The organism is Bacillus sp. SIMBA_154 (assembly GCF_046536015.1).
In the GTDB taxonomy this organism is placed as follows: domain Bacteria; phylum Bacillota; class Bacilli; order Bacillales; family Bacillaceae; genus Bacillus; species Bacillus pumilus_P.
Genome location: NZ_JAWJBV010000006.1, coordinates 141,269 through 164,060 on the forward strand (window position 1 = coordinate 141,269; position 22,792 = coordinate 164,060).

The window sequence follows — 22,792 nt, forward strand, 5'->3', positions numbered from 1 at the left end:
GGAAATCAAATGGGGACAAATGTACAAGTGGAGACGGAAACATCAAAAGCACCACAAACGATGAACGGTGCACTCATGTTAATTGAAGCACTCAAAAGAGAAAAAGTAGAAGTCATTTTTGGTTATCCTGGCGGAGCGGTTTTACCGATTTACGATAAAATTTACGATTCTGGTTTATTTCATGTCCTGCCAAGGCATGAGCAGGGAGCGATTCACGCAGCAGAAGGGTACGCAAGAATATCTGGTAAACCGGGTGTTGTCATTGCAACGTCAGGACCTGGTGCGACAAACCTTGTCACGGGAATTGCAGATGCGATGATTGATTCACTTCCTCTTGTTGTATTCACAGGGCAGGTGGCGACCTCAGTCATTGGCTCGGATGCTTTCCAAGAAGCGGATGTGCTCGGCATCACAATGCCAATCACAAAGCACAGCTACCAAGTAAGACGTCCAGAAGAGTTGCCAGGTGTCATTAAAGAGGCGTTCCATATCGCAACAACAGGCAGACCTGGTCCAGTCTTGATTGATATTCCAAAAGATGTTGCGGGCATTGAAGGAACGTTTGAATACGATCAGCCCATTGATTTACCTGGTTATCAGCCGAAAATCGAGCCGAACTATTTGCAAATTCGCAAATTAGTAGAAGCTGTGAGCAGAGCAAAGAAACCAGTCATTTTAGCAGGAGCTGGCGTTCTTCATGGGAAAGCGTCGGAAGAATTAAGGCAGTATGTAGAGCAACAGCAAATTCCGGTCGCTCATACACTGCTTGGTCTTGGCGGGTTCCCGGCAAAGCATCCTCTTTTCCTTGGGATGGCTGGCATGCATGGCACATATGCAGCGAACATGGCCCTTCATCAATGTGATCTGCTCATTTCAATTGGAGCTAGATTTGATGACAGGGTAACAGGCAACCTGAATCATTTTGCAAAACATGCGAAGGTCGCTCATATTGATATCGACCCTGCAGAAATTGGCAAGAACATTCACACCCATATCCCGGTTGTTGGAGACAGTAAGCTAGTGCTTGAAGAGCTGATCAAGCAGGACGGGAAGCAAGGGGAATCAGCCGAATGGAAAAACCAATTAGATCAGTGGAAGGAAGAATATCCACTCTGGTACGTCGAAAACGAAGCAGAAGGCTTTAAGCCTCAAAAGCTGATTGAATACATTCATCAATTCACAAAAGGTGAAGCCATTGTGGCAACTGATGTCGGGCAGCATCAAATGTGGGCGGCGCAGTTCTATCCATTTGAAAATGCAGATAAATGGGTAACATCTGGCGGGCTTGGCACGATGGGCTTCGGATTACCGGCAGCCATTGGCGCGCAGCTAGCTGATCAAGAGGCAACGGTTGTGGCCATTTTAGGAGACGGAGGTTTCCAAATGACCCTGCAAGAACTTGCCGTTATCCGTGAGCTGAACCTTCCAGTGAAAGTGATTGTTCTGAATAATCACAGCCTTGGAATGGTAAGACAATGGCAAGAAATTTTCTACGAAGAACGCTACTCGTATTCTAAATTTTCAGAGCAGCCAGACTTCGTTAAATTATCTGAAGCTTATGGCATTAAAGGAATCAGAATCTCATCAGACGAAGAGGCGAAAGAAAAGCTTGAAGAAGCGCTAACCTCTAGAGAGCCTGTTTTCATCGATGTCAATGTAGCGAGAGATGAAAAAGTATTCCCGATGGTTGCACCGGGGAAAGGACTTCATGAGATGGTGGGGGTGAAACCTTGAAAAGAATTATTGTGTTGACTGTATTAAATCGATCAGGCGTACTGAACCGAATCACTGGCCTTTTTACAAAAAGACACTACAACATTGAAAGCATTACGGTCGGCCATTCTGAGATTCAAGATGTATCACGCATCACGTTCGTCGTCCATGTAGACCAAGAGAAAGACATCGAACAGCTGACAAAACAGCTGAACAAACAAATTGATGTCCTCAAAGTAACAGACATTACAAACCAATCAATCGTTCAGCGAGAGCTGGCTTTGATAAAAGTCGTATCTGCACCATCATCTAGAATGGAGATCACAGGGGTCATTGAACCGTTTAGAGCTTCTATTGTAGATGTGAGCAGAGAGAGTGTCGTCATTCAGGTGACAGGTGAGTCTTCAAAAATTGAAGCACTCATTGAATTACTTAAGCCATACGGCATTAAAGAAGTCGCCAGAACTGGCACCACGGCCTTTGCGAGAGATAATCAGCAAAAGCCGCAATCAAATAAAACAATTTCAATTGTCTAAACAAAAGGAGAGAGTCAAATGGTAAAAGTATATTATAACGGTGATATTCAAGAAAATGTATTAAATGGTCAAAAGGTTGCCATCATTGGTTACGGTTCACAAGGTCATGCACACGCACTGAACTTAAAAGAAAGCGGCGTAGACGTGATTGTTGGTGTGAGAAAAGGTGGTTCTTATACAAAAGCTCAAGAAGACGGTCATCAAGTGTTCACAGTAAAAGAAGCAGCAGCACAAGCAGATGTGGTGATGGTATTACTTCCAGACGAACAGCAAAAGAAAGTATATGACGAAGAAATTAAAGATCAATTAGAAGCTGGCAACTCACTTGTATTCGCACACGGATTTAACGTCCATTTCCATCAAATTGTTCCTCCAAGTGACGTAGACGTGTATCTTGTTGCACCAAAAGGTCCAGGGCATCTTGTGAGAAGAACATATGAGCAAGGCGCTGGTGTACCTGCACTATTTGCCATCTATCAAGATGTATCTGGTCAAGCGAAAGACAAAGCACTTGCTTATGCAAAAGCAATTGGCGGAGCAAGAGCAGGCGTACTTGAAACAACATTTAAAGAAGAAACGGAAACGGACCTATTCGGTGAGCAAGCAGTTCTTTGTGGAGGTCTTACTTCACTAGTGAAAGCAGGGTTCGAAACGTTAACAGAAGCGGGTTATCAGCCAGAACTTGCATACTTCGAGTGTCTGCATGAACTAAAACTGATCGTTGACCTTATGTATGAAGAAGGACTAGAAGGCATGAGATATTCAATCTCTGATACAGCACAATGGGGTGACTTCGTATCAGGACCACGCGTTGTTGATGCAAAAGTAAAAGAATCAATGAAAGCAGTCTTGACCGACATCCAAAATGGAACATTTGCAAAAGAATGGATTGTTGAAAACCAAGTGAATCGTCCACGTTTCAATGCCATTAATGAAAGTGAAAGTGAGCACCAAATTGAAATCGTCGGAAGAAAGCTTCGTGAAATGATGCCTTTCGTCAAACAAGGAAAGAAAAAGGAAGCGGTGAGCGTCGGTGCGGAAAATTAATTTTTTTGACACAACACTTCGAGATGGAGAGCAATCACCAGGAGTGAACTTAAATGCACAAGAAAAGCTAATCATTGCAAAGCAGCTTGAGCGCCTTGGGGTTAATATCATTGAAGCGGGTTTTCCCGCTTCATCCCGAGGGGATTTCTTAGGTGTACAAGAAATTGCAAGAACAATCAAAAACTGTTCAGTTGCAGGGCTTGCACGTTGTGTGAAAGGTGATATTGATGCTGCGTGGGAAGCATTAAAAGATGGGGCTCAACCAAGAATTCACGTCTTTATTGCGACTTCTGACATTCACCTGAAGCATAAACTAAAGAAAACACGTGAGGAAGTTGTAGAACAGGCTGTCTCAATGGTGAAATACGCAAAAGAACGCTTCCCGGTTGTCCAGTGGTCAGCAGAAGATGCGTGCCGTACAGATCTTGCTTTCTTAGCGGAAATCGTAGAGAAGGTCATTGACGCTGGGGCAAGTGTGATTAACTTACCTGATACAGTTGGATACCTAGCGCCAAAAGAGTACGGAAATATCTTTAAATACATGAAAGAACACGTTCCAAATATTGATCGCGTGAATTTGTCAGCACACTGTCATGATGACCTTGGCATGGCTGTGGCAAACTCACTTGCAGCAATCGAAAATGGAGCCGATCAAATTGAAACAGCAGTCAACGGTATCGGAGAGCGAGCTGGGAATGCCGCTTTAGAAGAAATTGCAGTAGCTCTTCATATTCGAAAAGACTTTTATCAGGTCGAATCAACAATTCAATTGAATGAAATTAAGCGTACAAGTGATGTAGTGAGCAAATACTCTGGAATGATTGTGCCGCGCAATAAAGCAGTCGTTGGCAACAATGCTTTTGCACATGAATCAGGTATTCACCAAGATGGTTTCCTCAAAGAAAAAACAACCTATGAAATTATTTCTCCAGAGCTTGTAGGCGTCACAACAGATGTGCTTGTCCTTGGAAAACACTCTGGAAGACATGCGTTTAAAGACCGCTTGAAAACACTAGGCTTTAAGCTAACTGAAGAAGAAATCAATAAGTTCTTCGAAACCTTCAAGAACTTAACAGAGAAGAAGAAAGAAATCACAGATGATGATTTGATTTCTATTATATTAGAAGAAAAAGTAGCAGACCGAAAAATTGGCTACGAATTTGAAAGCCTTCAAGTACATTATGGTACAGAACAAATGCCAACAGCAACGGTTTCTCTTAAAAATCAAGAAACGCAGGAAGTCATTCAAGAAGCAGCTACAGGTGCAGGCAGTGTAGAAGCTGTGTACAACACGCTTGAGCGCTGTATGGAGGAAAGAATTCATTTGCTAGACTACCGTATTCAATCAAATGGAAAAGGCAGAGACGCGCTAGCAGAAGTATATGTCACTGTTTCAATAGAAGGAAAAGAAACAGCAGGCCGAGGTGTGGCGCAAGATGTACTGGAAGCATCGGCTAAAGCTTACGTCAATGCAGTGAACAGGCATTTAATCTTTAAATCAAATTTGTTTGAAATTGAGAAACATCACGCGATCTCATAGGAAAGGAGGAAGGTCCTCATGAAAAAGAAAATTGCACTTTTGCCCGGCGATGGAATCGGACCAGAAGTCGTAGCATCAGCAGTCGCTGTCCTGCAAGAAACATCGGCTCAATTTCAACACGAATTTGAATTCGAAACTGCGCTCATTGGCGGTATAGCGATAGATGAAAAAAATAATCCGCTCCCTAAGGAAACAGTAGATGTGTGCAAAAGCGCAGATGCGATTTTATTAGGAGCAGTTGGCGGACCAAAGTGGGATCAAAACCCGCCAGAACTTCGCCCGGAAAAAGGCTTGCTCGCCATTCGTAAACAGCTGGACTTATTTGCAAATATCCGTCCTGTCAAAGTGTTCGATAGCTTAAGCGAGGCGTCGCCGTTAAAACAAGATCATATTAGCGGAGTAGATTTCGTCATCGTTCGTGAATTAACAGGCGGCCTCTATTTTGGTGAACCAAGCGAGCGCTATACGGATGATGAAGGAAAAGAAGCTGCTGTTGATACACTCCTTTATACAAAGGAAGAGATTGTCCGTGTATTAAAAGAAGCGTTCGACATGGCCTTAACGAGACGGAAAAAAGTGACGTCTGTGGATAAAGCGAATGTTCTTGCTTCCAGTAAACTATGGCGGGATGCGGTAGAAGAAGTTGCATCCCAATATCCAGAAGTTGCATATGAGCACATGCTCGTTGATAATGCCGCCATGCAGCTTATTTATAAGCCCGCTCAATTTGATGTCATTGTGACAGAGAATATGTTTGGCGACATTTTAAGTGACGAGGCTTCTATGATTACTGGTTCACTCGGTATGCTGCCATCTGCTAGTCTATCAAGCACAGGCCTTCATTTATATGAGCCGATTCATGGTTCAGCACCCGATATTGCGGGGCAAAATGTCGCAAACCCTCTGGCAACCATTTTGTCAGCAGCCAGCTTGCTTAGAACATCCTTTGCATTAGAAGATGAAGCGGCTGCAATAGAAGAAGCCGTGGAAGCTGTTCTTGCCTCTGGCAAACGCACAAAGGATTTAGCAGCAAAAGAGGGAACATATCAAACGACTGACGATATCACCACAGCAGTTGTAGACGCACTGAAAAAACGTGCGAAAACAATTGTATAAATAGAAATCTTGTTGAATTAGGTAGAGGGAGGAAAAGGGTTATGCCTCGAACAATCATCGAAAAAATATGGGATCAGCATGTTGTCAAAAGCGGCGAGGGAAAACCAGACCTTTTGTATATTGATCTGCACTTGGTGCATGAAGTGACATCACCTCAAGCATTTGAAGGATTAAGACAAAAAGGACGCAAGGTGAGAAGACCTCAAAACACGTTTGCGACGATGGATCACAACATCCCGACTGTGAATCGATTTGTGATCAAAGATGAGATTGCTAAAAAGCAGGTGAGTGCTCTAGAGCGCAACTGTGCTGAATTTGGCGTCCGTCTAGCTGACCTTCACAGTGTAGACCAAGGAATTGTCCATGTCGTTGGACCAGAGCTTGGTTTGACACTTCCGGGGAAAACAATCGTTTGTGGAGATAGTCATACATCAACTCACGGCGCGTTTGGTGCACTTGCCTTTGGGATCGGTACAAGTGAGGTTGAACATGTGCTTTCCACACAAACACTTTGGCAGCAGCGTCCGAAAACTTTAGAAATTAGAGTAGACGGAAAGCTTCAAAAAGGGGTAACTGCCAAAGATGTCATTTTAGCAGTCATTGGTGCGCATGGCGTGAAGTTCGGATCAGGTTATGTCATTGAATACACTGGGGAAGTATTCAGAAACATGACGATGGATGAGCGGATGACCGTTTGTAATATGTCGATTGAAGCAGGCGCAAGAGCAGGATTGATTGCACCTGATGAAGTCACCTTTGAATATTGCCGCGGCCGCAAATATGCACCGCAGGGAGAAGACTTCGAAGCAGCAATTAAAGAATGGGAAGAACTTAAAACAGATCCAGGTGCAACCTATGATAAAACGATTGTTTTAGATGGGAATGAGATTTCACCAATGGTCACATGGGGAATTAACCCAGGAATGGTGCTGCCTGTAGATGCGTCCATCCCGGGACCTGAGGATTTTGCACAAGAAGATGATCAAAAAGAAGCGCTCAGAGCTTACGAGTACATGGGTGTTCATCCGCATCAGCGTATTGAAGACATTACGATCGAGCATGTCTTTATCGGCTCTTGTACGAACTCAAGAATGACTGATTTACGCCAAGCAGCTTCTATGATTGAAGGACAAAAAGTAGCTGATCATGTCAGAGCGATTGTGGTGCCTGGCTCTCAAAGTGTCAAACTGCAAGCAGAAGAAGAAGGTCTTCATGAAATTTTCCTTGAAGCAGGCTTTGAATGGAGAGAATCTGGCTGCAGTATGTGCCTCAGTATGAATAATGATGTGGTGCCAGAAGGCGAACGCTGCGCGTCCACGTCAAACCGTAACTTTGAGGGGCGTCAAGGGAAGGGTGCAAGAACCCATCTTGTCAGCCCGGCAATGGCTGCAATGGCTGCAATACATGGCCGATTTGTCGATGTCAGGAAGTTTAATCAAGAGAAAACAGTCGTGTAAGGAGTTGTCATAGATGGAGCCTTTAGTCACTCATAAAGGTAAAGCAGCTGTGCTTAACCGTATAAATGTAGATACAGATCAAATTATTCCGAAGCAATTTTTGAAAAGAATTGAACGAACAGGATATGGCCGGTTTGCCTTTTTCGACTGGCGGTATTTAGCCGATGGCAGCCCAAATCCTGATTTCGAGCTGAATCAGCCGATTTATGAAGGAGCATCCATTTTGATCGCAGGAGAAAACTTTGGCTGCGGATCATCAAGGGAACATGCCCCTTGGGCACTTGATGATTATGGTTTCAAAATTGTCATCGCACCATCATTCGCAGATATTTTTCATCAAAACTGCTTTAAAAATGGGATGCTTCCGATTCGTCTTGATTATGATGTGTGGAAAACATTCGCAGCATCATATGAGTACAAAGGGTATGAGATGACGGTTGATCTGGAAAAACAGCAGATTCAAGACCATGAAGGGAAAATGACCCCTTTTGAAGTAGACCCTCACTGGAGAGAAATGCTCCTGAATGGCTATGATGAGATTTCATTAACGTTATTATTAGAAGATGACATTCAGGCATTTGAAGAAAAGCGCAGCAGCTGGCTGCGTGCATAAACAACGAGAAGCCGTCCGACCGAGGTGTGACGGCTTCTTTTTTGCATGAAAACCTCTCGTTACTTGTGTTTACTAACCTTCGTTGGTAAACTGATAAAAAATATGCGCCCGAAAGGAACGTAAGCATGAAATATGACAAGAAGAAAGATAATGTCATTTTGTTTCCTGGTCTGAAAGAAAGACTGATTGAAAAAGGAATGGCAGCATTAAAAGATAAACAGTATCAAGAGGCGCTTCAGTTATTTTCAGAAGCGAAATCTTATGATGACGATGAAGAATCCGATATTCACCTCGGCATGGCGATTTGTTTTCTGGAGCTGGGTGAGCTGCAGGATGCAAAGCGTGTTTGTGAAAAGATGTTAAATGAAGGGTATGGACACTATTTCACCGTGCTTCAAGTGTATATGACCATCTTAATTCAGCTGAAAGAATACGAGGAAGTCAAACAGACGATTGAGGCTGTACTCGAGGAGAACCACCTTCCAGCAGAAAGCGCGGAGCATTTTTACAAGTTGCTCGAATTTAGCAGGAAGATGATTGAATCGCCTGAAGAGATCTTAGACGAAGACGAGAGTGATCGCGGTGAAATCAATATAGATGATATACTGGAGCGGCCAGAAGAGCAGGTGCAGTTCATCCATTCATTGAAAGACCGGAATATTACACCGCATATGGGTCTATTAAATACGATCTTACAAAAACCGGATGGAAACCCTTTGGTCAAATCCTTGATCCTGCAGCTTCTGTCAGATCATGATGTGGCAAAGCCGGTTCATGTGACGAAATTCGGTGATTCTTTAACACTTGTTCCTTCTGAGGCTGTAAAGCCAGAGCAGATGCCGCTTCTTCAGCAGGTCCTGCGTATGCTCGATGACACGCTCGGCAATGAGAACCCAACCCTTTATCAAGGCGTGGAGGAGTTATGGCGCCGGCACTTATTTGTGCTTTACCCATTTCTTCCTAAATACACAGATCCGAATCTTTGGGCTGCGGCTCTTCATAAAGTCGGCTATGAAATGCATGGGATTGAGATTGACCTCGAAGAATTGCATCTATTGTATGATTTTAATGAACGAGAGCTGAGAGAAGCTTGCACAATGCTGAAAGATATTGAAGAAATTTCTTATTTGTAATTTGTCGATTTAGTTGAAAGACGGACTTGTTATGTTATAATATAATGGTTGTATTTGTGCATATATAGTGCAGTTGTAAGATTCCAACGGTTGAAAGACGATATGTATAATCAAGTCAAATGTTGTATACATAATACCGCTTCTTTAGCAGAGTGCGTGGTTTTTGATTGGACGAAGTCTTTATGATGCTTTAGAATGTAACAACGCACAATCTGAATAGATTTTTGGAGGGAAACACACATGTCAGTAAAATGGGAAAAACAAGAAGGTAACGAAGGTGTCTTAACTGTAGAAGTTGACGCTGAAACATTTAACAAAGCACTTGATGATGCATTTAAGAAAGTGGTCAAGCAAGTATCTATTCCTGGATTCCGTAAAGGGAAAGTACCACGTGGTCTTTTCGAGCAGCGTTTTGGTGTAGAATCTCTTTATCAAGATGCATTAGATATTCTTCTTCCAGTTGAATATCCAAAAGCAATCGACGAAGCTGGTATCGAGCCAGTTGACCGCCCTGAAATCGATGTTGAGAAAATCGAAAAAGGCGAAAGCTTAATCTTCACTGCAAAAGTAACAGTGAAGCCTGAAGTGAAACTTGGTGACTACAAAGGTCTTAACGTAGAAAAAGACGATACAACTGTCACTGATGAAGATGTACAAGAAGAGCTAAAAGCACTTCAAAATCGTCAAGCTGAGCTTGTTGTCAAAGAAGAAGGCGCAATCGAAAACGGCGATACAGTTGTTCTTGATTTCGAAGGATTCGTTGATGGAGAAGCATTCGAAGGCGGAAAAGCTGAGAACTACTCTCTTGAAATAGGTTCTGGTTCATTCATCCCTGGTTTCGAAGAGCAATTAGTTGGTCTTGAAGCTGGCGCTGAAAAAGACGTAGAAGTGACATTCCCAGAAGAATACCATGCTGAAGACCTTGCAGGTAAACCAGCTGTATTCAAAGTGAAAATTCATGAAATCAAAGCAAAAGAACTTCCAGCACTTGACGATGAGTTTGCTAAAGATGTTGATGAAGAAGTAGAAACTCTTGCTGAATTAACTGAAAAAACGAAGAAGCGTCTTGAAGAAGCAAAAGAAAACGAAGCAGAAGGAAAACTTCGTGAAGAGCTAGTAGCGAAAGCTTCTGAAAATGCGGAAGTTGACGTCCCACAAGCGATGGTTGACACAGAGCTAGACCGCATGATGAAAGAATTCGAACAACGTCTTCAAATGCAAGGGATGAACCTTGAGCTTTACTTCCAATTCTCTGGTCAAGATGAAGCTGCGCTGAAAGAGCAAATGAAAGAAGATGCTGCTAAACGCGTGAAATCTAACCTAACACTTGAAGCAATTGCTGCTGCAGAAGACTTACAAGTGTCTGACGAAGAAGTGGAAGAAGAACTTTCAAAAATGGCTGAAGCATACAACATGCCAGTTGAAAATATCAAACAAGCGATTGGATCTACTGACGCAATGAAAGAAGATCTAAAAGTTCGCAAAGCAATTGATTTTCTTGTAGAAAACCGTTAATATGGTGCATAATAATAAAACAGGGCGCGAGTGACTCGTGCCTTGTTTTGTACAATTTTTGACTTATCATCGCTTCTTTTGGAAACGATAGGGTAAGTCGCATCTTTCTGTCATACATATCTCAATGTGCAGTGTTAGAAACACATCATTACCGTCTTTTAGGAAAGTATGGTAAAATGCATACATACTGGACCCAGAAAGGTAGCTGACTGCTAGCTACAGGCAAGTGAAGAAGAATAAGGGGTGAAAGAATGTTTAAATTCAACGAGGAAAAAGGTCAATTAAAATGCTCGTTTTGCGGAAAAACGCAAGATCAAGTGCGTAAACTGGTCGCAGGACCTGGCGTATATATATGTGATGAATGTATCGAGCTTTGCACGGAAATAGTTGAAGAAGAGCTCGGCACTGAGGAAGAAGTTGAATTCAAGGATGTTCCGAAGCCTCATGAAATTCGGGAGATTCTTGATGAATATGTCATCGGACAAGAGAATGCGAAGAAATCCTTAGCTGTAGCGGTCTATAACCACTATAAACGGATCAATTCCAACAGCAAGATTGATGATGTTGAGCTTTCGAAAAGTAATATTTCTATGATTGGACCAACAGGAAGCGGTAAAACATTACTTGCTCAAACGCTTGCTCGTATTTTAAATGTTCCATTTGCGATTGCAGATGCAACATCATTAACTGAAGCAGGTTATGTTGGTGAAGACGTAGAGAATATTTTACTAAAGCTGATCCAAGCAGCGGATTATGATGTAGAAAAAGCGGAAAAAGGCATTATCTACATCGATGAGATCGATAAAGTAGCAAGAAAATCAGAAAACCCTTCTATCACTCGTGATGTATCTGGGGAAGGTGTACAGCAAGCCCTTTTGAAAATTCTTGAAGGAACAGTTGCTAGCGTACCGCCTCAAGGTGGACGTAAGCACCCTCATCAAGAATTCATTCAAATTGATACGACAAATATCCTCTTCATTTGTGGTGGAGCCTTTGACGGCATTGAGCAAATCATCAAACGCCGCCTAGGTCAAAAAGTCATTGGATTCGGTGCGGATAATAAAATCGAAGACCTTGAAAAAGAAGTCCTTCTATCAAAAGTACTGCCGGAAGACTTGCTTCGCTTCGGTTTAATTCCAGAATTCATTGGTCGTCTGCCGGTTATTGCAAGTCTCGAGCCGTTAGATGAAAAAGCACTTGTAGAAATCTTGACGAAGCCTAAAAATGCGCTAGTCAAGCAGTATACAAAAATGCTTGAGCTTGACGATGTGGAGCTTGAGTTTGAAGAAGATGCTCTCAGCGAGATTGCGAAAAAAGCAATTGAGCGTAAAACAGGAGCTCGTGGTCTTCGTTCCATCATTGAAGGCATCATGCTTGATGTGATGTTTGACCTTCCATCTCGTGATGATATTGAAAAATGTGTCATCACTGGTGCAACGGTTGCCGATGCTGAACCGCCGCGTCTTGTGTTAAAGGACGGCACAGTCGTTAATAAAGATACAAAAACATCTGCATAAGAGAAGTGATCACTCCTGAATCTTTTTGATTCAGGAGTTTTTTATTTATCGTGGAAGACGTGTTTATTCCGTCCAGCTCTAGGAAATACTAGCAGACAGAAACCAATACATACGATAGATGAAGGAGGGAGCACCGATTGAGCTGGACAGGAATCGTACTATTCATACAGCTGTTCTTTGGTATCGTCATCGGGCTGTACTTTTGGAACTTACTGAGAAATCAGCGCACACAAAAGGTGACGATAGACAAAGAATCAAAGAAAGAAATGGAAGCACTCAGAAAGATGCGATCGATCAAATTGAGTGAACCTTTATCAGAGAGAGTCCGGCCAAAGGGTTTTCAAGATATTGTAGGGCAGGAAGACGGCATTCGTGCACTAAAAGCGGCACTATGCGGACCTAACCCTCAGCATGTCATCGTCTACGGACCGCCGGGAGTTGGAAAAACAGCCGCTGCCCGTCTAGTCATGGAAGAAGCGAAGCGTCACGCTGATTCTCCGTTTAAGAAAGATGCGGTGTTTGTAGAGCTTGATGCCACAACAGCAAGATTCGATGAACGAGGCATTGCAGACCCCTTAATTGGTTCCGTGCATGACCCGATTTACCAAGGGGCAGGGGCAATGGGACAGGCAGGCATTCCGCAGCCAAAACAAGGAGCAGTCACGCATGCTCATGGCGGGGTTCTGTTTATAGATGAGATTGGTGAACTGCATCCGATCCAAATGAATAAAATGCTGAAAGTGCTTGAGGATCGGAAAGTGTTTTTAGACAGTGCTTATTACAGCGAGGAAAATACCCAAATTCCGAATCACATTCATGATATTTTCCAAAATGGGCTGCCGGCTGATTTTAGATTGATTGGTGCCACCACAAGAACGCCGGACGAAATTCCACCAGCGATTAGATCAAGATGTTTGGAAATATTCTTTAAAGATCTTGACCAGCATGAGCTGAAAATCGTCGCTGCCAAGGCTGTCCAAAAAATTCAAAAGGAATTAAGTGAAGAAGGGCTAAGCCTGTTAACCTCCTATGTGAAAAATGGACGTGAAGCGGTCAATATGGTACAGATCGCAGCTGGTATGGCTATCACTGAAAACCGAAAAGACATCACGATAGCTGATGTAGAATGGGTCATTCATTCAAGCCAACTGACGCCAAGGTATGAACAAAAAGTACCGGAAAAGCCAAAAGTGGGGGTAGTAAATGGCCTTGCCGTTTATGGACCGAATAGCGGCGCCCTGCTTGAGATTGAAGTGAATATATGTAAGGCGCTGGAAAAAGGCAGTATCAACATTACAGGTATTGCAGAAGAGGAAAGCATTGGCAACCAGTCTAAATCCATCAGACGAAAAAGTATGGCCAAAGGCTCGGTTGAAAATGTATTAACAGTACTTAGAAACTTAGGCATACGCACAAATGAATATGATATCCATATTAATTTTCCAGGCGGTGCCCCTATCGATGGGCCGTCTGCTGGGATTGCGATGGCCACCGCGATTTTCTCAGCCATTCATCAAATCCCGATCGATCATCTAACCGCCATGACGGGTGAAATTGGATTGCAGGGTCAGGTGAAGCCGATCGGTGGAGTGATACCGAAAATTAAGGCAGCCAAACAAGCTGGTGCCAGAACAGTGATTATCCCTTATGATAACCAGCAGTCGATCTTAAAAGAGATTGAAGGGGTCACCATTGTGCCTGTGAAGCACTTCCAAGAGGTGCTGGATCAGTGTCTGGTCAACCCGCCAGACGAGAAGAAAGATGGACTAGAAGAAGAAATGAAAAGAAAATCTGTTTAATCCCCATCACATATGGGGATTTTTTAATGAAATAGATCTTTTTTTCTTTTTCAAGATAAAAAGAAAGGGTATACTACGATAAGATCATCATTTCTCAGGTCTTTTACATTGTACAAGACTGAAACAGGTATATTATAATGATTCATACTAGTGACGGAGGTGTCAATCAACATGGCAGATGAAATCAAAAAGAATGTTCCGCTCCTTCCATTGCGAGGTTTGCTTGTTTATCCAACAATGGTCTTGCATTTGGACGTTGGACGCGAGAAGTCTGTTCAAGCATTAGAACAGGCAATGATGAACGATCATATGATTTTTCTAGCAACGCAGCGGGAAATTTCAATAGACGAACCAGGTGAAGAAGAAATTTTCAAAGTCGGCACCTACACAAAAATTAAACAAATGCTGAAGCTGCCAAATGGAACGATTCGTGTACTCGTTGAAGGCTTAAATCGAGCACAGATCGAATCATATGTGGAGCTAGAGGACTATACGTCAGTCGATATTAAAGAATTGGCAGAAGAAGAATTAAAGGACGCAGAAGCAGAAGCACTCATGCGCACTTTGTTAGATCACTTTGATCAGTACATAAAAATTTCAAAAAAAATCTCAGCTGAAACATACGCAACGGTTACGGATATTGAGGAACCGGGAAGAATGGCAGATATCGTCGCTTCTCACCTGCCGCTCAAATTAAAAGACAAGCAAGAAGTACTGGAAACAGTAGATGTCAAAAAACGGCTGGACCGGGTGATCAGCCTGATCCACAATGAAAAAGAAGTGCTGGAGATTGAAAAGAAAATCGGACAGCGCGTCAAACGTTCAATGGAACGAACGCAAAAAGAATATTATTTGCGTGAACAAATGAAAGCCATTCAAAAAGAGCTTGGAGACAAAGAAGGAAAAACAGGTGAAGTCAGTACATTAATGTCTAAAATCGAAGAATCCGGCATGCCGGATTCTGTTCGTGAGACTGCGTTAAAAGAACTGAATCGTTATGAAAAAATCCCTTCAAGCTCTGCCGAGAGCTCTGTGATTCGAAATTATATTGATTGGCTGATCAATCTTCCGTGGGGCATCTATACAGAAGATCGTCTAGACTTAAAGCTTGCAAGCCAAATTTTAGATGATGAGCACCATGGGCTGGAAAAAGTGAAAGAACGTGTGCTTGAATATCTTGCTGTACAGAAGCTGACAAATTCATTAAAAGGACCGATTCTTTGCTTGGCAGGACCTCCTGGAGTAGGGAAAACGTCACTTGCAAAATCCATTGCAAAGTCACTTGATCGAAAGTTTATCCGTATCTCTCTTGGCGGTGTACGTGATGAATCTGAGATTCGTGGACATAGAAGAACATATGTAGGTGCGATGCCGGGCCGTATCATCCGTGGTATGAGTAAGGCAGGCACCATGAATCCCGTGTTCCTTTTAGATGAAATTGATAAGATGTCCTCTGATTTTAGAGGGGACCCGTCATCTGCTATGCTTGAAGTGTTAGATCCAGAGCAAAATCATAACTTTAGCGATCACTATATTGAAGAGACATTTGATTTGTCTCAAGTGTTATTTATCGCCACTGCCAACAATTTAGCAACCATTCCAGGTCCACTTCGTGATAGAATGGAGATTATCACGATTGCAGGGTATACTGAGGTTGAAAAAGCAGAAATTGTGAAAGATCACCTTCTGCCGAAGCAGCTAAAGGAGCACGGATTAAAGAAAGGGAACTTGCAGCTTCGTGAAGCAGCGATTTACGATATGATTCGCTATTACACTAGAGAAGCAGGAGTTCGCGGATTAGAGCGTCAGCTTGCGGCGATATGCCGTAAAGCGGCAAGAGCGATTGTGGCTGAAGACCGCAAACGCATCACGGTGACGGAAAAGAACTTATCTGAATATCTCGGAAAAAGGCTTTACCGTTATGGTCAGGCTGAAACGACAGATCAAGTAGGCGTTGTCACAGGACTTGCGTATACTACAGTTGGTGGAGACACCTTATCCATTGAGGTATCACTCTCGCCGGGTAAAGGCAAGCTTTTGTTAACAGGTAAGCTTGGTGATGTCATGAGAGAATCTGCGCAGGCGGCATTCAGTTATATTCGTTCGAAAGCAGATGAACTGAACATTGATCCTCATTTTAATGAAAAGCATGATATTCATATCCATGTTCCAGAGGGTGCGGTTCCAAAGGACGGGCCATCAGCTGGTATTACCATTGCGACGGCTCTTGTATCAGCACTCACAGGACGACCTGTGTCAAAAGAGGTTGGTATGACAGGAGAGATTACGTTAAGAGGAAGAGTGCTTCCGATTGGCGGATTAAAAGAAAAAGCATTAGGCGCACATCGCGCAGGGCTGAAAACCATTATTCTTCCGAAGGAAAACGAGAAGGATATTGATGATATTCCTGAAAGTGTGAGACAAGGACTAACCTTTATCCCAGTCTCACATTTAGATGAGGTGCTTGAGAAAGCGTTAGTAGGAGAGGGAAGATGAAAGTAACAAAATCAGATATCGTCATTAGTGCGGTGAAACCAGAGCAGTACCCAAGCGGGGGACTGCCGGAAATCGCTCTTGCTGGACGATCAAATGTTGGGAAGTCCTCGTTCATTAACTCATTAATCAATCGTAAAAATTTAGCACGTACGTCTTCTAAACCAGGAAAGACCCAGACGCTTAATTTCTACATTATTAATGATATGCTCCATTTTGTGGATGTTCCGGGCTACGGCTTTGCCAAAGTATCAAAAACAGAGCGTGAAGCTTGGGGCAGAATGATCGAAACGTATATTACGATGCGTGAAGAATTAAAAGCAGTTGTACAAATAGTGGATCTGCGCCATAAGCCATCAGTAGAAGATGTGAACATGTATGAATTCCTTAAATATTATGGAGTTCCTGTGATCATCATTGCGACAAAGGCGGATAAAATTCCAAAAGGCAAATGGGAAAAACATGCGAAAGTCGTCAAACAGACGCTCGACATTGACCCATCAGATGAATTAATTTTATTCTCTTCTGAAACCAAAAAGGGAAAAGATGAAGCCTGGAATGCGATTCTTGCAAAGATTAACAGCTAAAAGAAAGGCATCTGCACATAGCAGATGCCTTTTTATTGTATAAGTTATTTCCTTTTTAAAAATAATAAGAGGAGACTGACAGCAATCAGTACATAGGGCCAGTACAATTCAAAGCCGGAAGTAGGGATAGAGAGTGAGCTAAGCTGTTTTGTAATTTGCTGAAAGAAATAAAGAAACAGACCGAGTGCAATTAAAGCAACACTTTCTATACGGTATTCCTTTTTCTGAGATGATTTCATCAAAAGCGCAAGGCCGACGATGAACACAATCATCGTAAATGTGTCTGGCCAATGGTCCAATTTCGGCTGAAGGATAAAGTGTAGCGCAAGGCCTGTCATGAGCATACCGATAAACACATGAGAGGTTTCCTGCTCCTTCTTTCCTTGATATAAGAAAGCAAGGCCAAAAAGCAGTACAAGTGTATACCATTTCTCCTGATCCTTCCAAATGTCAAATTGACCTCCTGAGAGAATGGCATATAGCGCTACAGCCAGCAAAGTGAGCGGCAGCAAAATGGATTTCTTCTTCAAAGATGTCACCTTCTTTTAAGCAGATCATTTGTCCGCACGCGCCAAATCTGGTAAATTGCTTGAAGTGATGATATGGCATAATCGATGTCGAACATTTTTCTACTATATCACAACATTTTTGAAATCTGTTCACAATTTTTATCCAGTTAAAAATGAATATATGTTATAATCATTATAAATAATAAATTCTATATTATAATTATTATAAATTAGACAGGGCGTTGGGGGTGCAAGCTGAAGTTATGCATATTCTTGTTGTGGGTTTAGATTATAAAACAGCCCCTGTTGAGATACGGGAACAGCTGAGCTTTGAACCGAGCGAGCTCGGAACAGCGATGTCCAAGCTTAAAGAAGAAAAAAGCATTCTAGAGAATATCGTCATCTCAACATGTAATCGAACAGAGATCTACGCAGTTGTAGATCAGCTTCATACTGGTCGGTTTTATATAAAAAGATTTTTAGCAGATTGGTTCGGTTTAGAAAAAGAGGATGTCTCTCCATATTTGAAGTTTTATGAAAACGATGGAGCGGTTGAGCATTTATTCCGTGTGGCCTGTGGACTTGATTCCATGGTGATTGGTGAAACACAAATACTCGGTCAAGTGCGCTCCAGCTTTAAAACAGCTCAAGAGGAGAAGACGATTGGTACCGTTTTCAATTATTTATTTAAGCAGGCGGTCACCGTTGCAAAACGCTCTCATGCGGAAACAGATATTGCGTCTAATGCTGTGTCTGTCAGCTATGCAGCTGTCGAGCTTGCCAAAAAAATCTTTGGACGTCTTTCTGATAAGCATGTCCTTATTCTTGGTGCGGGTAAAATGGGCGAGCTTGCAGCACAAAACCTTCAAGGCCAAGGAATTGGTCAGGTGACGGTCATTAATCGAACGTATGAGAAGGCAAAAGAATTGGCCGGACGTTTCTCAGGAGAGCCTAAAAGCTTAAACCAATTAGAAAAAGCATTATCTGAAGCTGACATTGTGATTAGCTCGACTGGTGCTAAACAATTTGTCATTACAAAAGAAATGGTCGAAGGTGCGAATAAAAAGCGGAAAGGCAGACCTCTATTCATGGTGGATATTGCAGTACCGCGTGATTTAGATCCAGCCATTTCTGAAGTAGAAGGTGCTTTTTTGTATGACATTGATGACCTTGAGGGCATTGTGGCAGCCAACCTAAAAGAGCGCCGTGCAGTGGCTGAAGAGGTGGAACTCCTCATTGAAGCTGAAATTGTGGAATTTAAGCAATGGCTTAATACACTTGGTGTTGTTCCTGTCATTTCTGCTCTAAGAGAAAAGGCGCTTACGATTCAAGCGGATACGATGCAAAGCATTGAACGAAAGCTTCCAAACCTCACACACCGTGAAATGAAGCTGTTAAATAAACATACGAAAAGCATCATCAATCAAATGCTGAAAGATCCTATCTTAAAGGCAAAAGAGATTGCCGGGGAGCCGAATGCAGAAGAAAAACTTTTACTCTTTAAAGAAATCTTTGATTTACAGGTTGAAGATGAAGAGCAAAAGGAAGAGCCTGTACAGGTAGAGCAAGGGTCATTTCAGCTGTTCAAACCAAATATGACACAAGGCTTTGCTACAGTTGCCAGTGAGTGATTAAGCGATGATGGAACCCATTGTAGCGAGACTCAACGAAGCGACGATCTTGATCTATGCACTCAGTGTCTTGTTCTATTTCATAGATTTTCTTCAACACAACCGGAAGGCTGGAAAAATGGCTTTCTGGTTGCTTTCTATTGTCTGGCTGCTGCAAACAGTCTACATGTTCTATATTATGATGGAAACAGACCGATTCCCTGTGTTGAATGTAGCAGAGGGGTTATATTTTTATACGTGGGTGCTTGTGACACTTTCACTCGTTCTCACAAAAGTATTGCGCGTTGAGTTTATTGTCTTTTTTACAAATGTAATTGGTTTTTCCATGATGGCGATTCACACCTTTACACCATCTGATCTCCATTCGGCGGAACTGGCGGGGAAGCTGACGAGTGAACTGCTCGTGATTCATATTACGATGGCCATTTTATCATACGGTGCTTTTTCACTTTCATTTGCTTTTTCGCTTCTTTATCTCTTTCAATATCGTTTGCTGAAAAAGAAAAAATGGGGAAAATGGCTTTTGAGAATTGAAGACTTATCCAAGCTTGATCATATGGCGTATGTCTTAAATATTATTGGTGTGCCAATGCTTTTGCTTAGTTTAATTCTCGGCATTATTTGGGCATATATTTCGTATGATACGTTGTACTGGACAGATGCAAAGGTGCTTGGTTCGTTTATTATGCTGTTTTTATACGGCTTTTACTTATATATCAGATTGGTGAGAAATATGCAGGGCAAAATCGTGGCACGTTGGAATGTCGCTTCATTTCTTGTGCTGATGATCAATTATTTTCTGCTTGGTAGCTTATCAACCTTTCATTGGTTTCAATAATGATGAGTCTTAAGGGCATTGTCGGGAGGAAGACGTAATGCGTACAATTAAAGTAGGTTCTAGACGAAGCAAACTTGCGATTACACAAACAAAATGGGTCATTCAAAAGCTGTCTGAGCTAAACCCTTCTTATTCTTTTGAAATTAAAGAAATTGTAACGAAGGGTGATCAAATTTTAGATGTGACCTTATCAAAGGTTGGCGGAAAAGGGCTATTTGTCAAAGAGATTGAACAGGCGATGCTGAACCATGACATTGACATGGCGGTGCACAGCATGAAAGATATGCCGGCTTCTCTTCCGGAAGGTTTAGTCATCGGCTGTATTCCTGAGCGTGAGGATGTGCGGGATGCACTGATTTCAAAGGATCATCTCCGCCTTCATGAACTGCCAAAGGGAGCCATTGTGGGAACGAGCAGCTTACGGCGCAGTGCCCAGCTTCTTCAGGAGAGACCAGATCTTGAGATTAAATGGATTCGAGGAAACATTGACACAAGACTTGAGAAACTGAAAAATGAAGAATATGATGCCATTATTCTAGCTGCTGCCGGCCTGTCCAGAATGGGATGGAGCAAAGAGGTCGTGTCGGAGTTTTTATCTCCTGATACTTGCCTGCCTGCCGTTGGACAAGGCGCGCTCTCGATCGAATGCCGCGGAGATGATGAAGAGCTATTGCAGCTCCTTGCTCAATTTACGAATGAATATACGAAGAAAACGGTCCTCGCTGAAAGAGCCTTCCTCAAACAAATGGATGGAAGCTGTCAGGTGCCGATCGCTGGCTATGCAACGATGAATGAGCATGATGAAATTGAACTGACGGGTCTTGTGGCATCTGCTGACGGGCACACGATTATTCAAGAAACCGTAACAGGCACTGACCCTGAGGCAATTGGTACAGCGTGCGCGAAGCAGATGGCTGATAAGGGAGCAAAGGATTTGATCGACAAGGTGAAAAAGGATCTGTCTTCCCAATGACGATAGCCAAATCGCTTTACGGACAGACGGTGCTTGTCACTCGAAATGAACGTCAAGCGGGTGTGTTTCAGCAGAAAATTGAAGCACTGAACGGTCATGCAGTTTTAACCTCTCTTATCAGGTTTGAGCCTACGCTCACACAAGAAAAAGCGAAGGCATTTTTAAAAGACTTAGAAGCAAGCCATTGGCTTGTTTTCACGAGTGTAAATGGTGCGTCTTTTTTTCTCAGTTATATAGAGGAGCATCATTTACATAAGAGCTTATCCCACTTGAAAGTAGCTGCTGTAGGTGAGAAAACATCTGCCTATCTTGAGCAGCATGGCTTCAAGGTTGATGTGGTCCCAGAACGGTTTATAGCGGAAGAACTGGCAGATGCCTTACTTGACCATGTGCTCCCGGGAGAGCGTGTATTTGTAGCAAAAGGCCACCTGTCACGAGATGTGGTGAAGCAAACCCTCGTTCCGCTTGGCTTAGAAGTAAAGGAATGGATTTTATATGAAACAGTCAAGGATGAGGAGGGAATTGCCGCCCTCAAATCGGCAATGATGGAGCAATCATTTGATTTTATAACATTTACGAGCTCATCCACTGTTCATTCATTTATGCATGCCATGGAGGCAGATGTAGTGAAGTTAGCTGCATCTGACACTTGTTTTGTGACGATAGGTCCTCTTACAAAAGAGGCACTGCTTCAATACGGGATTTCATCAGAAACCCCAGATATTTATACGATAGACGGGATGCTTGATTTGATGTGCCATCTATCTGAAAGGAAGTTGAACCAATGATGAAATTTAATAGACACCGCAGATTGCGTACAAGCGCAGGAATGAGAGAATTAGTCAGAGAAACTTTTTTAAGACCATCTGATTTCATTTATCCGATCTTTTTTGTTGAGGGAGAAAATGTCCGGAAAGAAGTGCCTTCAATGCCGGGGGTATATCACATTTCGGTGGATCTTGTGAAAGAAGAAGTGCAAGAGCTTGTGGATCTTGGCATTCAATCCATCATTGTATTTGGTGTACCAGATCATAAAGATCATGTGGGTAGTGAGGCGTATCACGATCATGGCATTGTTCAAAGAGCAACGCTTGAGATCAAAAAGCATTTCCCTGAGCTTGTTGTCATTGCAGATACTTGCTTATGCCAATATACAGATCATGGACATTGTGGAATCGTTGAAGATGGCGAAATTTTAAATGATGAATCTCTTCAGCTTTTAGCAAAAACAGCTGTTAGCCAAGCGCGTGCAGGTGCAGATATCATCGCTCCTTCAAACATGATGGATGGCTTTGTTATCGCAATCCGTGAGGCACTTGATGAAGCTGGCTTTATTCATGTGCCTGTGATGTCATATGCCGTGAAATACGCAAGTGCTTTTTACGGTCCGTTTCGTGATGCAGCGCATAGTACACCGCAGTTTGGAGATCGTAAAACGTATCAAATGGACCCTGCAAACCGTTTAGAGGCACTGAGAGAAGCGCAATCTGACGTCGAAGAGGGGGCTGACTTCCTGATTGTCAAACCATCTCTTTCTTATTTAGATATTATGCGTGATGTGAAAAATGAATGTACACTCCCTGTTGTCGCTTACAATGTGAGCGGAGAGTATGCAATGGTTAAAGCCGCAGCTCAAAATGGCTGGATTTCTGAAAAAGAGCTTGTACTTGAAATGCTGACAAGCATGAAACGTGCAGGAGCAGAGTTAATCATTACGTATCATGCAAAAGATGCTGCAAAATGGCTCTCAGAATAAAGAACGGATAGACAGGAGG

The 22,792-nt window shown here is 42.7% G+C and carries 19 protein-coding genes; 18 read left to right on the top strand and 1 reads right to left on the bottom strand.

The annotated features are described in order from the left end of the window. The first annotated feature begins 9 nt into the window (after positions 1–9). The 13 genes from ilvB to yihA all read left to right on the top strand — a co-directional run bounded on the left by ilvB (position 10) and on the right by yihA (position 17,066). A complete protein-coding gene (ilvB, locus tag R0K30_RS11145; RefSeq protein WP_256498865.1) occupies positions 10–1,734 on the top strand; it encodes an acetolactate synthase large subunit in 1,725 nt (574 codons plus the stop codon). Further along, the gene (gene ilvN, locus R0K30_RS11150) at positions 1,731–2,249 is read left to right on the top strand and encodes an acetolactate synthase small subunit (protein ID WP_034321175.1); all 519 of its coding nucleotides are present in this window, start codon (positions 1,731–1,733) and stop codon (positions 2,247–2,249) included. The genes ilvB and ilvN overlap by 4 nt, the downstream gene beginning before the upstream one ends. Positions 2,250–2,267: 18 nt before the next feature. Next, positions 2,268–3,296, top strand: a complete 1,029-nt coding sequence (gene ilvC / locus R0K30_RS11155; protein WP_099726960.1) for a ketol-acid reductoisomerase — start codon at positions 2,268–2,270, stop codon at positions 3,294–3,296. Then, entirely contained in the window at positions 3,283–4,836 is a 1,554-nt protein-coding gene (locus R0K30_RS11160; protein ID WP_099726961.1) for a 2-isopropylmalate synthase, read from the top strand. Before ilvC ends, R0K30_RS11160 begins: the two co-directional genes overlap by 14 nt. 18 nt (positions 4,837–4,854) lie before the next feature. Beyond that, a complete protein-coding gene (gene leuB / locus R0K30_RS11165) occupies positions 4,855–5,952 on the top strand; it encodes a 3-isopropylmalate dehydrogenase (RefSeq protein WP_367307787.1) in 1,098 nt (365 codons plus the stop codon). Positions 5,953–5,993: 41 nt separating this feature from the next. Continuing rightward, positions 5,994–7,409 (top strand): 3-isopropylmalate dehydratase large subunit, encoded by a 1,416-nt coding sequence (gene leuC / locus R0K30_RS11170; RefSeq protein WP_099726963.1) that lies wholly within the window; start codon positions 5,994–5,996, stop codon positions 7,407–7,409. A gap of 13 nt (positions 7,410–7,422) precedes the next feature. Beyond that, the gene (gene leuD / locus R0K30_RS11175) at positions 7,423–8,022 is read left to right on the top strand and encodes a 3-isopropylmalate dehydratase small subunit (RefSeq protein ID WP_099726964.1); all 600 of its coding nucleotides are present in this window, start codon (positions 7,423–7,425) and stop codon (positions 8,020–8,022) included. A gap of 125 nt (positions 8,023–8,147) precedes the next feature. Continuing rightward, positions 8,148–9,155 carry a DNA damage checkpoint antagonist DdcA gene (gene ddcA, locus R0K30_RS11180; protein ID WP_410610720.1) on the top strand — a complete coding sequence of 336 codons (1,008 nt, stop codon included), beginning with the start codon at positions 8,148–8,150 and terminating at the stop codon, positions 9,153–9,155. Between the two features lie 240 nt (positions 9,156–9,395). Beyond that, entirely contained in the window at positions 9,396–10,670 is a 1,275-nt protein-coding gene (gene tig / locus R0K30_RS11185) for a trigger factor (RefSeq protein ID WP_249704995.1), read from the top strand. A gap of 251 nt (positions 10,671–10,921) precedes the next feature. Further along, positions 10,922–12,187, top strand: a complete 1,266-nt coding sequence (gene clpX, locus R0K30_RS11190; RefSeq protein ID WP_099726967.1) for an ATP-dependent protease ATP-binding subunit ClpX — start codon at positions 10,922–10,924, stop codon at positions 12,185–12,187. A 137-nt stretch (positions 12,188–12,324) separates the two neighbouring features. After that, complete coding sequence (lonB, locus tag R0K30_RS11195; protein ID WP_249704996.1) at positions 12,325–13,986, top strand: ATP-dependent protease LonB; 1,662 nt, start codon at positions 12,325–12,327, stop codon at positions 13,984–13,986. Positions 13,987–14,157: 171 nt separating this feature from the next. After that, on the top strand, positions 14,158–16,482 hold the full coding sequence (gene lon, locus R0K30_RS11200; RefSeq protein ID WP_410610724.1) for an endopeptidase La: 2,325 nt from the start codon (positions 14,158–14,160) through the stop codon (positions 16,480–16,482). Continuing rightward, positions 16,479–17,066 carry a ribosome biogenesis GTP-binding protein YihA/YsxC gene (gene yihA / locus R0K30_RS11205; RefSeq protein ID WP_256498859.1) on the top strand — a complete coding sequence of 196 codons (588 nt, stop codon included), beginning with the start codon at positions 16,479–16,481 and terminating at the stop codon, positions 17,064–17,066. The genes lon and yihA overlap by 4 nt, the downstream gene beginning before the upstream one ends. A 44-nt stretch (positions 17,067–17,110) precedes the next feature. On the opposite strand, the gene R0K30_RS11210 is transcribed toward yihA, so the two are convergent. After that, on the bottom strand, positions 17,111–17,596 hold the full coding sequence (locus R0K30_RS11210) for a hypothetical protein (RefSeq protein ID WP_099727803.1): 486 nt from the start codon (positions 17,594–17,596) through the stop codon (positions 17,111–17,113). A gap of 242 nt (positions 17,597–17,838) precedes the next feature. On the opposite strand from R0K30_RS11210, the gene hemA reads away from it, so the two are divergent. From hemA to hemB, 5 genes are read left to right on the top strand one after another with little or no spacing between them, the layout of a single operon-like run. Then, positions 17,839–19,206 carry a glutamyl-tRNA reductase gene (hemA, locus tag R0K30_RS11215; RefSeq protein WP_249705069.1) on the top strand — a complete coding sequence of 456 codons (1,368 nt, stop codon included), beginning with the start codon at positions 17,839–17,841 and terminating at the stop codon, positions 19,204–19,206. A gap of 7 nt (positions 19,207–19,213) precedes the next feature. Next, entirely contained in the window at positions 19,214–20,044 is an 831-nt protein-coding gene (locus tag R0K30_RS11220; RefSeq protein WP_099727801.1) for a cytochrome c biogenesis protein, read from the top strand. 37 nt (positions 20,045–20,081) lie between these two features. Continuing rightward, on the top strand, positions 20,082–21,017 hold the full coding sequence (hemC, locus tag R0K30_RS11225) for a hydroxymethylbilane synthase (RefSeq protein WP_249704997.1): 936 nt from the start codon (positions 20,082–20,084) through the stop codon (positions 21,015–21,017). Beyond that, positions 21,014–21,805 carry a uroporphyrinogen-III synthase gene (locus R0K30_RS11230; RefSeq protein ID WP_410610728.1) on the top strand — a complete coding sequence of 264 codons (792 nt, stop codon included), beginning with the start codon at positions 21,014–21,016 and terminating at the stop codon, positions 21,803–21,805. Before hemC ends, R0K30_RS11230 begins: the two co-directional genes overlap by 4 nt. Then, the gene (gene hemB, locus R0K30_RS11235) at positions 21,802–22,773 is read left to right on the top strand and encodes a porphobilinogen synthase (RefSeq protein WP_099727798.1); all 972 of its coding nucleotides are present in this window, start codon (positions 21,802–21,804) and stop codon (positions 22,771–22,773) included. The genes R0K30_RS11230 and hemB overlap by 4 nt, the downstream gene beginning before the upstream one ends. Positions 22,774–22,792: the final 19 nt, after the last annotated feature.

Excerpts from the sequence above, each read along its gene's own strand:
- ilvB (WP_256498865.1), top strand. The coding sequence starts at position 10 with ATGGGGACAAATGTACAAGTGGAGACGGAAACATCAAAAGCACCACAA.
- ilvC (WP_099726960.1), top strand. The coding sequence starts at position 2,268 with ATGGTAAAAGTATATTATAACGGTGATATTCAAGAAAATGTATTAAAT.
- leuB (WP_367307787.1), top strand. The coding sequence starts at position 4,855 with ATGAAAAAGAAAATTGCACTTTTGCCCGGCGATGGAATCGGACCAGAA.
- leuC (WP_099726963.1), top strand. The coding sequence starts at position 5,994 with ATGCCTCGAACAATCATCGAAAAAATATGGGATCAGCATGTTGTCAAA.
- leuD (WP_099726964.1), top strand. The coding sequence starts at position 7,423 with ATGGAGCCTTTAGTCACTCATAAAGGTAAAGCAGCTGTGCTTAACCGT.
- ddcA (WP_410610720.1), top strand. The coding sequence starts at position 8,148 with ATGAAATATGACAAGAAGAAAGATAATGTCATTTTGTTTCCTGGTCTG.
- tig (WP_249704995.1), top strand. The coding sequence starts at position 9,396 with ATGTCAGTAAAATGGGAAAAACAAGAAGGTAACGAAGGTGTCTTAACT.
- clpX (WP_099726967.1), top strand. The coding sequence starts at position 10,922 with ATGTTTAAATTCAACGAGGAAAAAGGTCAATTAAAATGCTCGTTTTGC.
- lon (WP_410610724.1), top strand. The coding sequence starts at position 14,158 with ATGGCAGATGAAATCAAAAAGAATGTTCCGCTCCTTCCATTGCGAGGT.
- yihA (WP_256498859.1), top strand. The coding sequence starts at position 16,479 with ATGAAAGTAACAAAATCAGATATCGTCATTAGTGCGGTGAAACCAGAG.
- hemA (WP_249705069.1), top strand. The coding sequence starts at position 17,839 with ATGCATATTCTTGTTGTGGGTTTAGATTATAAAACAGCCCCTGTTGAG.
- R0K30_RS11220 (WP_099727801.1), top strand. The coding sequence starts at position 19,214 with ATGATGGAACCCATTGTAGCGAGACTCAACGAAGCGACGATCTTGATC.
- hemC (WP_249704997.1), top strand. The coding sequence starts at position 20,082 with ATGCGTACAATTAAAGTAGGTTCTAGACGAAGCAAACTTGCGATTACA.
- R0K30_RS11230 (WP_410610728.1), top strand. The coding sequence starts at position 21,014 with ATGACGATAGCCAAATCGCTTTACGGACAGACGGTGCTTGTCACTCGA.
- hemB (WP_099727798.1), top strand. The coding sequence starts at position 21,802 with ATGATGAAATTTAATAGACACCGCAGATTGCGTACAAGCGCAGGAATG.